This window comes from Thioalkalivibrio sp. K90mix, assembly GCF_000025545.1.
In the GTDB taxonomy this organism is placed as follows: domain Bacteria; phylum Pseudomonadota; class Gammaproteobacteria; order Ectothiorhodospirales; family Ectothiorhodospiraceae; genus Thioalkalivibrio.
In genome coordinates this window covers 1,746,804-1,760,797 of sequence record NC_013889.1, presented here as the reverse complement: position 1 = coordinate 1,760,797, position 13,994 = coordinate 1,746,804, and the positions used below count along the sequence as shown (strand labels likewise).

12 protein-coding genes are annotated in these 13,994 nt (G+C 60.4%); 3 read left to right on the top strand and 9 right to left on the bottom strand.

Features of this window, described 5'->3' with window-relative positions; translation table 11 throughout:
- The first annotated feature begins 32 nt into the window (after window positions 1-32).
- Both TK90_RS08255 and TK90_RS08250 read left to right on the top strand, forming a co-directional pair.
- Entirely contained in the window at window positions 33-500 is a 468-nt protein-coding gene (locus TK90_RS08255; RefSeq protein WP_012983016.1) for a hypothetical protein, read from the top strand.
- 371 nt (window positions 501-871) lie between these two features.
- Complete coding sequence (locus tag TK90_RS08250; RefSeq protein ID WP_041444250.1) at window positions 872-1,381, top strand: DsbC family protein; 510 nt, start codon at window positions 872-874, stop codon at window positions 1,379-1,381.
- A 120-nt stretch (window positions 1,382-1,501) separates the two neighbouring features.
- Here TK90_RS08250 and TK90_RS08245 read toward each other — a convergent pair whose 3' ends face one another.
- From TK90_RS08245 to TK90_RS08215, 7 genes are all read right to left on the bottom strand, one after another.
- The gene (locus TK90_RS08245) at window positions 1,502-2,203 is read right to left on the bottom strand and encodes a hypothetical protein (RefSeq protein WP_012983014.1); all 702 of its coding nucleotides are present in this window, start codon (window positions 2,201-2,203) and stop codon (window positions 1,502-1,504) included.
- 187 nt (window positions 2,204-2,390) lie between these two features.
- Window positions 2,391-4,805: an EcoAI/FtnUII family type I restriction enzme subunit R gene (gene hsdR / locus TK90_RS08240; protein ID WP_012983013.1), complete on the bottom strand. Its 2,415-nt coding sequence runs from the start codon at window positions 4,803-4,805 to the stop codon at window positions 2,391-2,393.
- A complete protein-coding gene (rhuM, locus tag TK90_RS08235; RefSeq protein WP_012983012.1) occupies window positions 4,802-5,806 on the bottom strand; it encodes a RhuM family protein in 1,005 nt (334 codons plus the stop codon). Before rhuM ends, hsdR begins: the two co-directional genes overlap by 4 nt.
- The gene (locus TK90_RS08230) at window positions 5,803-7,062 is read right to left on the bottom strand and encodes a restriction endonuclease subunit S (RefSeq protein WP_012983011.1); all 1,260 of its coding nucleotides are present in this window, start codon (window positions 7,060-7,062) and stop codon (window positions 5,803-5,805) included. The genes rhuM and TK90_RS08230 overlap by 4 nt, the downstream gene beginning before the upstream one ends.
- A complete protein-coding gene (locus TK90_RS08225) occupies window positions 7,059-8,546 on the bottom strand; it encodes an N-6 DNA methylase (protein WP_012983010.1) in 1,488 nt (495 codons plus the stop codon). The genes TK90_RS08230 and TK90_RS08225 overlap by 4 nt, the downstream gene beginning before the upstream one ends.
- A 94-nt stretch (window positions 8,547-8,640) precedes the next feature.
- Window positions 8,641-8,958, bottom strand: a complete 318-nt coding sequence (locus TK90_RS08220; RefSeq protein ID WP_012983009.1) for a HigA family addiction module antitoxin — start codon at window positions 8,956-8,958, stop codon at window positions 8,641-8,643.
- A gap of 416 nt (window positions 8,959-9,374) precedes the next feature.
- Window positions 9,375-10,673 carry an RNA-directed DNA polymerase gene (locus TK90_RS08215; RefSeq protein WP_083767911.1) on the bottom strand — a complete coding sequence of 433 codons (1,299 nt, stop codon included), beginning with the start codon at window positions 10,671-10,673 and terminating at the stop codon, window positions 9,375-9,377.
- Between TK90_RS08215 and TK90_RS08210 the strand changes: the two genes are divergently transcribed.
- On the top strand, window positions 10,672-11,661 hold the full coding sequence (locus tag TK90_RS08210; protein ID WP_012983008.1) for an IS481 family transposase: 990 nt from the start codon (window positions 10,672-10,674) through the stop codon (window positions 11,659-11,661). The two genes, TK90_RS08215 and TK90_RS08210, sit on opposite strands and share 2 nt — an antisense overlap.
- Window positions 11,662-12,193: 532 nt before the next feature.
- Here TK90_RS08210 and modC read toward each other — a convergent pair.
- Both modC and modB read right to left on the bottom strand, forming a co-directional pair.
- The gene (gene modC / locus TK90_RS08205) at window positions 12,194-13,300 is read right to left on the bottom strand and encodes a molybdenum ABC transporter ATP-binding protein (protein WP_012983007.1); all 1,107 of its coding nucleotides are present in this window, start codon (window positions 13,298-13,300) and stop codon (window positions 12,194-12,196) included.
- On the bottom strand, window positions 13,297-13,989 hold the full coding sequence (gene modB / locus TK90_RS08200) for a molybdate ABC transporter permease subunit (protein ID WP_012983006.1): 693 nt from the start codon (window positions 13,987-13,989) through the stop codon (window positions 13,297-13,299). The genes modC and modB overlap by 4 nt, the downstream gene beginning before the upstream one ends.
- Window positions 13,990-13,994 lie beyond the last annotated feature (5 nt).

Genomic DNA, 13,994 nt, shown 5'->3' with positions numbered 1-13,994 from the left:
ACAGCCCGAGCCAACACCAACAGGAGGCTCCCATGTCACCACGGCGCATCCTGGCTATGCCCGAGTTCAATGTGGCCCTGTTCGCGTTCCTGCTGAACTATCCATGGGAATTCCTGCAAGTGCCCTTCTTCGACGACATGCCCACCATGCCGCACTGGGAGGCCGTGGTGTTCTGCACCCGGGCAACGCTTGGCGATGTGCTGATCGCCCTCGCGGCCTTCTGGGGCGTGGCGGCGCTCACCCGAAACCGAAGCTGGATTCTCCAGCCCACCCTGCGCACCGTGCTGCTGTTCGTGGCGATCGGAGTCGTGATCACCGTCGGCCTGGAGTGGCACGCAACGGAAATCGACGACCGCTGGCAGTACGCCGACACCATGCCCACCTTGCCGATCCTGGGCACGGGCCTGCTTCCGCTCATTCAGTGGCTGATCCTGCCGCTCCTGCTGATCTGGCTCGTCCGCCGTCAGGTGAGGGGGCAGCTGGCATTAAACAACGAGTAGCCACCGCATTGAGAAGGAGGGTGTCCTCTTCTTCGACGGCATAACCAGGCATCGCCATCGCGCGGCGCCAGCGCCGTGGCGATCTCCATGAATAACCTCGGCGCTGGCAGAGGCAAAGGTCAGGAGTTGCGTTCGGAGATTGCTACGCCCCCGGGGCCTCGCCATAACAGACCAGAAAATGACGCTATCGAGGTCCGAGCCCGTTTCCCGCTGGTCTTCGCGTTTCGTTCAGGCGGAACCCGGATTCCTCGCAATGGTCCATCGGTATGTGTTCGGGGCAGGGTATCCGGCAGGCCGACAAACACCGGCTGTTGGCACATCAAGCCGGAAGGACGGTGGACGTGATACGGAACGGGATCTGCGCATGCCCCATGGTCCTGGTGGCCGTGGCGCTTCTCGTGTTCGGCCTGAGCGGCACCGCGGCCGCCGGGGAACGGGAGGCCGAGATCGTGCAACTGGTGGAAGGCCTGGACGAGGACGAGCTGATTGTCTTTGAGCCGGACGACGCCCAGTACACCGTGACGGTCTTTACCGACGTCAACTGCCCCTATTGCCGCGAGTTCCACCAGCAAATCGACGACTACCTCTTATGGGACATCCGCATTCGCTATGCGGCGTTCCCCGTCATCGGCAACGCCTTCGAGCAGATGGAGGCGGTGTGGTGCAGCGACGACCGGCAGGATGCCATCACCCGGGCCAAGCTGGGCGAGACCATAAAGGCGGAAGACTGCCCGAATCCCGTGGCCGATCATCTGGCCATCGCCCGGGAGCAGCGGTTCCGAGGCACCCCCACCATCATCACCCCCCAGGGCCGGATCAGGTACGGCCTTGCATCCGCCGCCGAACTCGTGGACATGCTGGAAGCCGAGGCGGCCCGGTAAGCAGCGTATCAAGAAGCTCGGTGTCCTCTTCTTGATCACCATGGATCCAAGTAGGAGAAACCCCGCTTTTACGTTCAGTGGCTTGTCGAGCGGCGCCCCCCGAATTGGTTTCGCGAATTGTTAGGTATCAATCTGGCCCGAGTAGTCTGAAATCCGTTGGTTACGAGATTCGATGAACGACTCAACTCTCTTCTTGTAGAGGAGGTAGTCCTCGACATTCCTAAAATCTGGTGGCGATTTAAAGTCGTCGAACGGCAAGTAGAACTTCACGCCCCCATTTTCATCCACCAGATCGTTGAGAAGGAAGAAGTTGATGTAGCCATTGAATGTATCGAACAAATGAAAAAACGAAGAATATCGCTTAAGGGTATCCTCTAACGGGTTTGGCTCGCCGATGTAGAAGCGTCGGATGCACTCCAAGGTTAAGTCAAATCGGTCATCGATTAGCCGCAGCATTCCTCTAGCCTGATTAATTGTTTGCTTCCGGTTAACCCGCCTGTTTGGGAAAATCAGGTATGCACCAATTGTTGACCCGCGATCGAAAAGCTCCTGCACCTCCGTCGGTAATTGTGTCGTCAGCCATTTCTTCTTGTTCTGCTTGCTGTAGGAGTGAGTTATAGCGTCACTCCCTAATGAAAATTCGCCCAACTCAGAGCGATGGTATAGGTAGTAACTAGGCTTATCGATGCTTAAGTCGAACAGGTCGCCACTTGGTAAAGGCTTGCTCCAGAGAAGCTTGTGGTAGGTTCGCAGTGTGGGGCTGGTGACATCCGGATCGCCCCCATTTGCGTCACTGTACATATTGATTGTCGTATCAATCATGGCTCTTCTCGGTCGGTCAGACACCTGTGACTGCCGCGCTAGACGCAGGTAATGTGGGTGTGTTCGTGCCGTTAGCGCGCGTTTCCCGGAGCTACGCGGCTGGTTGCCCGTTCTCTCTATGCCCGTCGAACCGCACGTTGACCTCTGGCTTTCACACCTCTTCGACGGCGATACTCGTGGTCTTACATCAGTACAAATACTGCTGAAAGTCCACGAACACTTCTCGAATGTTGCTCACCGGCCCTAGCTCGTGCACCGCATCACCGAGGCTGTGGTACTTCAATTCGATCAGTTGGGGGAGCTTCGCCGTATCCAGTTCGCTCACGCCCTGGGCGACATAGTGATCGAGCACGAATCGCAGGAATTCCTGCTGCCTGTAGTCGTGTCCCTGGAAGATGCGCTCCTTGTGGGCATCCACTCGTTCGGCCCGGGTGACCGGCGCCATGTTGAAGGCGATGTAGGCCAGCACATCGTATAGATCGCTGTTTTCGGCCTCGATCAGCTTGCCGACCTCGGCCAACTGTTGCGTGCCGTAGCCCTTCTCCTCCAGTCCCTCCAGCAGACTCTTGCGGGTATCCGGGCGGCTCCACAGGCGGCGAAGCTCATCTTCGTCCTGGAAGAGCTCTGGCAGATCCCCGAATAGTCGCTGGATGAATTCAGCGGCAGAAATGGGCTTGCCGTCCGGCCCCCAGAAGCTGGTAGCGGTCATGTGCTGGATGGCGCGTTCCTTGCCGTCGCCCAGGCGGATCTTCACCTTGCGCCGTTTCTCGCAGATGCAGGGCCATTCGCCACAGACCTCGCAGGGGTCCGGCGGCTCCTTCTCGCAAACACAAGGCCGCTCGCCGCAAACAGGGCAGGGCTGCGGAGGCTCCGTAGTGCAACTACAAGGGCTGTTGCCACATCGCTCGCAGGGTTCGGGCGGTAAGGGCTCGCCATCCCACTCCGGATCGTTAAAGTGCTCGTAGGCCTTCACGAAGTCGTAGATCGTGAAGTAGTCCTTGCCCTCAAACAGGCGCGTGCCGCGTCCGATGATCTGCTTGAACTCGATCATGCTGTTCACCGGCCGCATCAGCACGATGTTGCGCACGTTGCGGGCATCCACGCCGGTGGACAGCTTCTGCGAGGTGGTGAGGATGGTCGGGATGGTCTTCTCGTTGTCCTGGAACTGCTTCAGGAAACGCTCGCCCTCCTTGCCGTCGTTGGCGGTGACGCGCTCGCAGTAGTGGGGGTCTTTGCTGGTCTTGAGCTGGTTGATCAGGTCGCGCACGGCCAGCGCGTGTTCCTGAGTGGCGCAGAACACCAGCGTCTTTTCGCGCGGGTCGATCTGCTCCATGAACAGCTTCACGCGGTAGCGCTCGCGCTCGGTGATTTCGATGACGCGGTTGAAGTCCTCCTCGGTGTAGCGCCGCCCTTGCTCCACCTCGCCCTCGATGATCTCGTCATCCGCCGTGTAGACGTAGTCATCCAGCGTGGTGGCGATTTGCCGCACCTTGAACGGCGTCAGGAAGCCGTCGTTGATGCCTTCCTTCAGCGAGTAGATGTAGACCGGCTCGCCGAAGTAGGCGTAGGTGTCGGCGTTGTGCGTGCGCTTGGGCGTGGCGGTCAGGCCAAGCTGCACGGCGGGCTGGAAATACTCCAGGATGCCGCGCCAGTTGCTCTCGTCGTTGGCGCCGCCCCGGTGGCACTCGTCGATGATGATGAAATCGAAGAAGTCCGGCGGGTAGTCGCCGAAGTTGGGCGCCGAGTGGCCCTCGGCATCGCGCCCGGTCATGAAGGTCTGGAAGATGGTGAAGAACACGTTGCCGTTCTTCGGTACCCGGCCTTTCTTGCGGATCACCTCCGGATCGATGCGCACCAGCGCATCCTCGGGAAAGGCGGAAAAGTCGTTGAAGGCCTGATTGGCGAGGATGTTGCGGTCCGCCAGAAACAGGATGCGCGGCTGCCGCCCCGGCGTGCCGGCAGCACGCGCCGCCAGGCTCCAGCGGGCATGGAACAGCTTCCAGGCAATCTGGAAGGCGATGGCCGTCTTGCCGGTGCCGGTGGCCAGGGTCAGCAGAATGCGGTCCCGTCCCGCGGCAACCGCCTCCAGCGCCTGATTGATGGCGTTGTACTGGTAGTAGCGCGCCTGCCAGAAGCCGCCCTTGTCCTCGAACGGCACGGCCCCGAAGCGCTCCCGCCAGGTGTCCTGCGCGCCAACACTCGCGCCGAAGGTCTCCACCCACAGCTCATCCGGCGCGGGCCAGGCATCCACCGCGCCTTCCACACCGGTCGTCATGTCCACCCGGTAGATGCCGTCGCCATTGGTGGCGTAGGCGAAGCGCGCCTGCAGGCGCTCGGCATAGCGTTTAGCCTGGGCCAGCCCCTCGCTCACCGGCAGGCTGCGCTTCTTGGCCTCGATCACCGCCAGCTTCTGGCCGCGATAGGTCAGCACGTAGTCGGCGATGTCCTGCCTGGCACGCTTGCCGCCACCCTGCAGTCGCCCGAGGGTGATCACCTCGCGCCGCACCCGGCTGGCCTCCACCACGCCCCAGCCCGCCTCCTTCAAGGCCGGGTCGATCAGTTCGGCGCGCGTGTCTGCCTCATTGAGGCCGGCCTCGTTCATCCCTGGTCTCCAGCCACCATATTCATGATCAAACGGATCATGGTCTCCTTGTTCGCAGGGTCGGACTCGGCCACCAGCAGGGTCAAGGCCGCGAGGCCGACATCGTTGATCACCGGCTCGCCGGACTCACCCAGCAGGCGACCGTTGCGGTGGAGGAAGTCCACGAACAGAAAGGCCGCGCTGCGCTTGTTGCCATCGGAAAACGGGTGGTTCTTCACCACGAAATAGAGCAGGTGCGCCGCCTTGGATTCGACGCTGGGGTAGGCGGGCTCACCAAACACACTCTGATCGAGATTGCCCAGCAGCGAGGTCAGACCATCACCCCGGTCGCGGGCGAACAGCTCGGTGGCTTCGCCGCGTGCCATGAGGTCGGATTTCAGCCCGTCCAGCGCGGCCCGCGCCTGTTCCCAGGAGGGCAGCGTGCCTCCAGTCTGGGCGCGCGGTTCGGTCAGCAAGCCTTCGTCATAGCGTTGCAGCCACAGAAAGGTCTGGGCGTAGCGGCTGACGATATCCACCAGACCACGACCGCTGCCCGCATCCAGCGCCGGGCTTTGCGCGGCCTTCCGTACCAGCGCCAGGGCCGCCTCCAGCTCCCGGGCGTTTTCCTCGAAGCGCTGGCGGTTCAGGGTCCAGCCCTGGGTCAGGTGTTCGCGCAACACGCGGGTGGCCCACTGGCGAAACTTGACGGCGCGGCGCGAGTTCACCCGGTAGCCAACGGAGATGATCGCGTCGAGGTTGTAGTGCTCGATCTGCCGGGTGACCCGGCGCTTTCCCTCGGCTCGAACGGTTTCCAAAATGGAAACGGTTGCCTCACGTTCCAGTTCGCCATCCTGAAAGATGTTCTTCAGGTGCTTGGATACCGCCGCCTTCTGCACATCGAAGATCACCGTCATCTGCTCCTGCGTCAGCCAGACGGTCTCGCGGTCGGCATCCAGCCGAACTTCGACCGCCTTGTCGGCATCCTCGAAGATCACGATGGGGGCCTGGGTTTCGGCGCTCATGCGATTTCCTCCACCTGGCGCATGGCATCGGAGGCTGCCTTGCCTGCGGTGAGTTCGCCGGAGAAGGCTTTTTGCAGGAGGGATTGTTTCAGTTCACCCAAGTTACGGAGCTGCTGCCTGTAGATCGATTCAAGCCCTTCGACATCAGCAAGGAGGTTATCTAATTGCTGTACGTTGTCCACTTGCTGATCCAAAGGAATCGTTGGAACCCTGAAACTGCGAAGCACTTTCAATGAAACCGTCTTCTGTGCTGTTCCGGTGGCACCGTCAGTCGCCTGCGCAAAAATCTGAGGAGACATGAGAAGGTAATAGAGCCAGCTACTGTCTGTGCCTGATTTTGGCCGGATCAAACCGATATGTCGCTGGAAACAGAACTCCGTCTTTTGACCCACCACAACAGGAATTCCGAACGAACCGGTAACGGTATACAACACGTCGCCTTTTCTTGGGCGTTTATTTGGCTTGAGTCCCTCAAAGTAGCTGCGAGGGACACGAAAGGTGTTCTCAAAGTCAACCTTTCGCGTTCTTTTATCAATGTTCTTGATCGTTATAAACGGAACGCCCGATGGTGCCTTGGGCGGAGGCATGTGATCACCATCAGTGATCTCTTCAGCCAAGTCAGACAACACCGTGACAGTGGATTTGCGGAACGCGGTGTCAACCACTGCATTTAAATAACTCTCAAACAACTCCCGGGCATTGGCGAGGTTCTTTTCGGTGTTGGCGACCGCGGTGTCGATGCTCGCGAAGGCTTCATCGAGGATGGCGACGATGCGCTTTTGCTCGGGGAGGGGTGGGACAACCACCAGGATCTCCTTTAGCTTCGCCTTGTTTAACGTCATCCCCTTGAGCTTGACGTCATCCTGTGCTGCCTTCACCCAATCAAAAAAATGCAAGAAGTAGAACAAATAATCTCGGTTGATGATCTGCTCATCATGAATTGTTAACGCAGCAATCGCTTCATTGGTATATAGGTCTTTTCCCGCAAATGCGACCCGGCCCAATGTCAGCTTAAAGCTGACAAGAAGTGTTCCCTTCTTGACGATCTTGCACAGCTTTGCCCCTTTATCCGAAAGATACTCCTTGCTGTCGGATACGTTGTTGGCTTCAGATTTGAGTAGATCCGCAATGGAGAGCCAAACGTTACCGGTGGACCTCTCTTGATCCCAATAGGAAGAATTAGCGCGAGCGGGTGTCTTTCCAAGTTGAATATCGCAAAGCTCACTGAGCTTCGCTGTCTTCCACCCCTCCCTCATAACATCCCCCGAATGCCTTCCAGGATCTCTTCGCTCTCCCGGTCCAGCGTCTCGATCTCGTTGATGATTACCTCGGGATCGCGCAGGGGTTCAGCTTCGGCCTTGTTCGGGTTCTTCACCGACAGATCGACGCTGTCCGGGTCGATATCCTGGACGTCCACCGTCCAGGAATTGTCAGAATCGTCGAAGCCGGCCTGGCGGGCGACAAAGTCCTTCAGGTCATCATCGTTGAGCGGGTTGGTCTTGCCCAGGCTGCGGCCGGGGTCGAGCTGGTAGTACCAGAGCTTCCGGGTCGGCGCGCCCTTGTCGAAGAACAGCACCACCGTCTTCACACCCGCACCGAGGAAGGTGCCGCCGGGGCAGTCCAGGATGGTGTGCAGGTTGCAGCTTTGCAGCAGTTCCTTGCGCAGCGCACGCGAGGCATTGTCGCTGTTGGACAGGAAGGTGTTCTTGATGACGACGGCGGTGCGGCCACCGGCCTTCAGGTACTTGATGAAGTGCTGCAGGAACAGGAAGGCCGTTTCGCCGGTCTTGATGGGGAAGTTCTGCTGGACCTCCTTGCGCTCCTTGCCGCCGAAGGGCGGGTTGGCGAGGATCACGTCGAAGCGGTCCTTCTCCTGGATGTCGCTCAGGTTCTCCGTAAGGCTGTTGGTGTGAATGACATTGGGCGCCTCGATGCCGTGCAGGATCAGGTTCATGATCCCGATCACATAGGGCAGGCTCTTCTTCTCCTTGGCGTAGAAGGTGCGGGTCTGGAGGGTATTCAGGTCGCTGATGGACAGATGGCTGCCGTCGCGCTTCCCATCACCCTGGCCGTCCGGCCCGTAGCGCAGGTAGTCGTGGGCCTCGCACAGAAAGCCGGCCGACCCGGCGGCGGCGTCGTAGATGCGCTCGCCGATGCGCGGCTTCACCACCTGGATCATGGCGCGGATCAACGGGCGCGGCGTGTAGTACTCGCCGCCGTTGCGCCCCGCATTGCCCATGTTGCGGATCTTCGCCTCGTACAAGTGGGAGAGCTCGTGCTTCTCCTTCTGCGAGCGGAAGCTCAGGCCGTCGATCAGCTCCAGCGCATCGCGCAGGCTGTAGCCGCTGGAGAACTTGTTGCGGATCTCGCTGAAGATCTCCCCGATCTTGTACTCGAGGGTGTCCGGCCCCGTCGCGCGCGTGCGGAAGCCCTGGAGATACGGAAACAGATCGTCGTTGACGAAGCCGATCAGATCCGCGCCCGTCAGCGCCTCGTCATGGTCGAATGTACCATCCGCCTTCTTCGGCGCAGCCCACGCCGACCAGCGATACGGCTCATCGATGATGTATTGATAGGACTTGCCCACCAGCTCCGCCTCCTGCGCGCGCTCGTACTCCAGATCATCCAGATACTTGAGGAACAGCATCCACGACGTCTGCTCCGTGTAGTCCAGCTCCGTCGCGCAGCCGGCCTCTTTCCAGAGCACATCATCGATATTGCGGAAGGTTTGCTCGAACATTCAGTCACCCGTTCTCCTTGGACGCCGCATTATCCCTTCGCGCGCAGGTCAGGAGAAAGGTGGGCGCCACTTCCCTGGCGTACTTCCTGCGGTGCTAAGCGGCAGGTTGCCCGCCGTCGCCAGGTCCATCGAACCGCACCCGCTGCACGGTGTCCAGCTTCACGCTCTTCCGTGCGCACCAGAGATCGTGCTGGTCCTGCATGGCCAGCCAGCTTTCCGGCGAACGGCCGAGCGTTTTGGACAGACGCAGCGCCATCTCCGGGCTGACCCCGCTGCGTCCCTGCAGGACGCGCCCCAGGGTGGAAGGCGAGACATCGAGCTTGCTGGCAAGCTGGCGGGCACTGAGTCCAAACGGTTCCAGATAGACCTCGCGAATGAACTCGCCCGGGTGCGGAGGGTTGTGCATGGTCATCAGTGGTAATCCTCGTAGCCTACGGCAGTCGTCGCAACCGGAAAGGAAAATGGTTGCCCCCTTCGTCCCGAAATCTTGGTGGCCCTTTTCCGCTCAAAAATGGCCCGTCTAAGCCCCTTTAGAGGCCCGAACGACGAAACCCGGCCTTTGCGTTCAGCGGCTTATCGAGGTCCGACCCCGTCAGGGGGTCCGAAAAAAGATGGGTGTCCCCTTCTTCGGTTTCTCTTTTTCTCTCCATTCGCCGGCATCACTCAGGACATCTGGGGCTAGGCCCCGGCACTCTCCCAGCCACTTCGATCGGCGCCTTCGGGCGCCGAGTTCGTTTTCAGGCAAGCCCGCAGAAAGTGGGTGTCCTCCACTCGCAATGCCTTATCGAGGTCCGACGCCGTGATGAACAACCTGGTGGGTTTACACAACTAGCCAGTCTTGGGGGGGTAAAAGACCTCTAGATGTTCGAGCATCGAGACTTCCTTTCCGGCGGCAACGCAGCCTTTAAAAAGCTTGAACTCTGTAGCGTTCTTGAAGAGGACCGAGCGGTTATTATAAACAGAGCGCGTAATCGGGTCGGAGAGCTTCGGCGAAATGGATAAGTCTTTCTTAAGTCCGTTGCTGACTATGAAGTAACTGATCCAGCAGATAAGGTACTTGTTCCTCTCCTCCTCAAGTACAAGTGATTGTAAGTACCTTTCTAGATGCTCGACGATCTCGGTCTGATGGGCTGATCCGAATGGAGACCGAAGAACGGATTCAATGATTGCGAGCACCTTGGGGAAGGCTTTTACACGCCTATTTGCAAGCATTAGTAGCATGCTTATGATTCTTTGCAAATTGAAGGATCCGACGGTCACCTTGAGCGCCCCATATTTAGAGACAATGTCTGCTAAGAAGCGGTCAATAACGCCTGTCCCTGGGCAGTCTTCATCTATGCGGAGAACCGCCAAGTAGAGCTCCCTAAACTGCTTCCAAGAGTACTTCGCGCGTTTTTTTGGGTGTACAAGATGGTAGCGAGATACCCACTCTCGGAACAGTCCTTCTGGCAGGGTTTTTATTTCCGTCTTCGCTTCGTTTATCTCTAAGCTAAATTCTTTTAATGATGCCTGTAGTTCTTTTATCACGCGCCTGCCATCTTCTTCGGACTGAACTAATATCCTATAATCATCCTTAAATCGAATTATCTCGCAGTCGATAGAACTTTCTTTGACCCCTTTTGATAGGATTCGATCCACTGCACTGGCGATGATCTCGGCGACAATATCTGACACTGCCGGGCCTATAGGAACTCCATTTGTGCATCCATCATTCGCCCGCTGGAATAATCGATCCAGGCGGTTGCCTAAAAGTTGGTAGTTGCGGAAGTTCTCTCGTTTTCTTACGTTGTTTTTCCCATGTAAGGCCCAAGCGATACTGTGCGTATATATCCCGGGGTAAAAATTCTTTATATCGGCTCTAACCAAGTGTTTGTAGCGATAGGCGATTGAGGCTATGTCTTTGTCAACCATCCCAACGAACTCGTAGATCATCCGTCCACTCCTGAGATGACCTAGTCTTCCGGGGTGCTTCGAATCGATCGGAACTGGGAAGCTATAGGATGTGACAATGCTGTCACTAGGTGTTGGGTAACGGACGATTCTATACCGCACGAGAAGGCACCCCTGTTTCGTGCACGAGAGTGGCTGAGTATCGTGTGCGGCCGCCCCACGCAGGAGGGATAGCATGGCGAGCACGATCCATTCGAACGCGCGCACCACACCCCAGATCCGGCGGGAGTTGCAGGAGGCACCGCCCGGCGTGAGCGATCCCGAGCTGGCCCGGCGCTACGGCATTACGCGCATGACCGTGCGCAAGTGGCGCTACCGCCGGGAGGTGGAAGATCGGTCGCATTGCCCCAAGCGGCTGCACACGACCCTGACGCCGGAGCAGGAGGCGATCGTGGTCCAGGTCCGGGAAGTGGCCCTGCTGTCGCTGGATGACCTGCTGATCGTGGCGCGTGAGTTCCTGAACCCGGATCTCAGCCGGGCGGCGCTCGCGCGCTGCCTGCGCCGGCACGGCGTGGGCGACCTGCGGGCCCTGCAGCGGGAACGCGACGGGGAACCCGAGGAGCCGGCGCACAAGCCGTTCAAGGACTACGTGCCGGGCTTTGTGCATGTGGACGTGAAGTACCTGCCGCAGATGGCAGACCAGACGTCTCGTGGCTACCTGTTCGTGGCCATCGACCGGGCCAGCCGCTGGGTCTATCTGGAGGTGCGGCGCACCAAGAGCGCCGAAGCCGCGCGCGGCTTTCTGAAGAAGCTCCTCGAGAAAGCGCCGTTCCATATCACCCACCTCGTCACCGACAACGGCAAGGAGTTCACGGACCGCTTTGCCGCGACCGGGGAGCGCGCGCCGACGGGGCAGCACCCCTTCGACCGGCTGTGTGCCGAGCACGGGATCGAGCATCGCCTGATCCGGCCCAAGCGGCCCCAGACCAACGGCATGGTCGAACGCTTCAACGGGCGCATCGCCGATCTGCTGCGCACCCGCCACTTCGACTCCGGTCAGCACCTGGACGAAGCCCTGCGGCACTACCAGCGGCTGTACAACCATCACATTGGCCAGAAGGCGCTGGGGCATCGGACGCCGGTGGAAACCCTCAAGGCCTGGCAGCATGAACGCCCCGATTTATTTCGAAAACGTGTATATGACCAGGCGAGACCTGACAACTAGGAATGAGAGCCTTGACAACGGATTTCCAGTTCCGAGAAATGTGGTATGCGATATCGTTGTGTAAGTGTGGGTGTATGACACCAAAGTCACGATCGGTAAACTCGGACTTTGGGAAGTGCACACCCACAAGTTGGTGCGTAGGGACGTTGTAGTTCTTTCCGCGCCCTGTAACCGGAATAAATTTCTTCCGTGTATTTGGCCGCTGCGCGACTTGATAGCATGGGGGGAGAACGTAGCTTTCTGGGAAATACCCGTTGTCAATGAGCCAATGGTAGACGTCGGAACCTTTGAGGTTCGCAGCTAAGGAACGGGTGGCTTCCCGATGTTCGTGGACCGGGTTATTTATCATGGTCAGTAAGGGGTAATCTGGATGTGGTCTTAAGCCTTTGATTCGCTGGGATTGGGGTTCGAGGTTAGTGCACAGCGGAAAGGTCGGCTTCGTGACGGCGGTCATACGGATTCTGTCATGGACTATGCGGGTTTTGCGAATCGTTCGATGGTGGGGGGCCATTCGCGGCGCAGGCGAGGGAACTCAGTCGAGGAAGGCGACCGATTTGACGAGCGCATGCGCGCGGGCGCCTTGCCGAAGGCCAAGCCGCTCGGTGGAGAGCTTCGTCAACTCCGCCATCAAAGTCTGCCCATCATCCTGCCGACACACCGCGAGTACGCGCGCGGGCCCGTGGTGCCCAGGCGCCTCGTCCAGCGACTCGATGGTGACGGGGATGATGTTGAGGATGGAAACGTCCTGGGGCGGGGTTAGGGCGATGGAGACGTCGCGGGCGTCGATGCGCAGGCGGGCCGGGCGGCCGGCGCCGTTGGTGGCGCCGGGGGTGGACGGTACGCGGTAGCGGGCCTCGGGTGGGCCGAAGGGATGCAGGCCGTGGGCGTCCGCCGGGCCGAGTTCGCCTTGCAGGACGGAGACGGCGCCTTCGTCGCGGAACAGGGGGGAGTCGGCGCGGGCGAGGGCGTCGCGCAGGGGTTCCAGGCGTTCGAGCTGGCCGTCGTGCATGAAGGCGACGCGGTGGGCGAGGCGTTCGACTTCTTCCGGGGCGTGGGTGACCAGGAGGGTGGGGATGCCGGTCCTGTCGGACAGGCGGGCGAGGAAGGGCATGATCTCGCGCTTGGTCTGGGTGTCCAGGGCGTTCAGGGGCTCGTCGAGCAGCAGCAGGTCGGGACTGATGAGCAGGGCGCGGCCGAGGGCGACGCGCTGGCGCTGGCCGCCGGAGAGCTGGTCGGCGCGGCGCTCCAGCAGGTCGTCGATGCCGAGCAGGCGGGCGACCTCGTCCAGGTGCAGGCGACGCAGGGGCTCCGGCGTGCGCTTGTAGCCGTAGAGCAGGTTGCCGCGCACGGAGAGGTGCGGGAGCAGGGTGGATTCCTGGAACACGAGGCCGACGCGGCGGCGGTGCAGCGGGACGAAGGTCTTGCCGGATTGCCAGGTGGTGTCGCCGAAGTGCACCTCGGCGCCGGGCGGGTGTTCCAGGCCGGCGATGATGCGCAGGAGGGTAGTCTTGCCGCAGCCGGAGCGGCCGAACAGGGCGGTGACGCCCTCCAGCGGGAAGGCGGTGTCCACGTCCAGCGTGAAGCCGGGGCGTTCCAGCCGGGCCTTTATGCGCAGAGTGTCGGTTGTGGGCCGGGTCACAGGCGCACCGTGTCGAAGCGGCGGTTGATCGCGTAGACGATGAACAGCACGGCGAAGGCGAAGATCAGCAGTCCGAAGGACAGGCGATGGGCGGAGTCGAAGTCCATCGCCTCGGCGTGGTCGTAGATCAGGATGGACAGCACCTGGGTCTCGCCGGGGATGGCGCCGCCCAGCATCAGGATCACGCCGAACTCGCCGAGGGTGTGGGCGAAGGCGAGCGTGGCGGCGACGATGAAGCCGCCGCGCGTCATCGGCAGGATCACGGTCACGAAGCGGTCGATGCGCCCGGCGCCCAGCGAGCCGGCGATCTCCACCGGGCGACGGCCGAGGTTGGCGAAGGCCTGCTGCAGCGGCTGCACGGCGAACGGCAGGGAGTAGATGACCGAGCCGACCAGGATGCCCTGAAAGGTAAAGGCCAGGTGGTTCAGGCCCCAGCTCTCCAGCGTGCTGCCGACCGGCCCGGCCGGGCCGAGCAGCACCAGCAGGTAGAAGCCGAGGACGGTGGGCGGCAGCACCAGCGGCAGGGCGACGAGGGCCTGCACCGCGGTGCGCACGCCGGGGGAGCCGCGCCCGTTGGCCAGCCACCAGGCGATCGGCGTGGCGATCACCAGCAGGATCAGCGTGGTGTAGAGCGCGAGCTTGAGGGTGACCTCGATCGCCATCCAGTCCGTGGGGCTCAGCTCGAACATATTCG

What these genes read in the sequence shown, in the direction of transcription:
- TK90_RS08255 (WP_012983016.1), top strand. Translation starts at nt 33, where the DNA reads ATGTCACCACGGCGCATCCTGGCTATGCCCGAGTTCAATGTGGCCCTG.
- TK90_RS08250 (WP_041444250.1), top strand. Translation starts at nt 872, where the DNA reads ATGGTCCTGGTGGCCGTGGCGCTTCTCGTGTTCGGCCTGAGCGGCACC.
- TK90_RS08245 (WP_012983014.1), bottom strand. Translation starts at nt 2,203, where the DNA reads ATGATTGATACGACAATCAATATGTACAGTGACGCAAATGGGGGCGAT.
- hsdR (WP_012983013.1), bottom strand. Translation starts at nt 4,805, where the DNA reads ATGAACGAGGCCGGCCTCAATGAGGCAGACACGCGCGCCGAACTGATC.
- rhuM (WP_012983012.1), bottom strand. Translation starts at nt 5,806, where the DNA reads ATGAGCGCCGAAACCCAGGCCCCCATCGTGATCTTCGAGGATGCCGAC.
- TK90_RS08230 (WP_012983011.1), bottom strand. Translation starts at nt 7,062, where the DNA reads ATGAGGGAGGGGTGGAAGACAGCGAAGCTCAGTGAGCTTTGCGATATT.
- TK90_RS08225 (WP_012983010.1), bottom strand. Translation starts at nt 8,546, where the DNA reads ATGTTCGAGCAAACCTTCCGCAATATCGATGATGTGCTCTGGAAAGAG.
- TK90_RS08220 (WP_012983009.1), bottom strand. Translation starts at nt 8,958, where the DNA reads ATGACCATGCACAACCCTCCGCACCCGGGCGAGTTCATTCGCGAGGTC.
- TK90_RS08210 (WP_012983008.1), top strand. Translation starts at nt 10,672, where the DNA reads ATGGCGAGCACGATCCATTCGAACGCGCGCACCACACCCCAGATCCGG.
- TK90_RS08215 (WP_083767911.1), bottom strand. Translation starts at nt 10,673, where the DNA reads ATGCTATCCCTCCTGCGTGGGGCGGCCGCACACGATACTCAGCCACTC.
- modB (WP_012983006.1), bottom strand. Translation starts at nt 13,989, where the DNA reads ATGTTCGAGCTGAGCCCCACGGACTGGATGGCGATCGAGGTCACCCTC.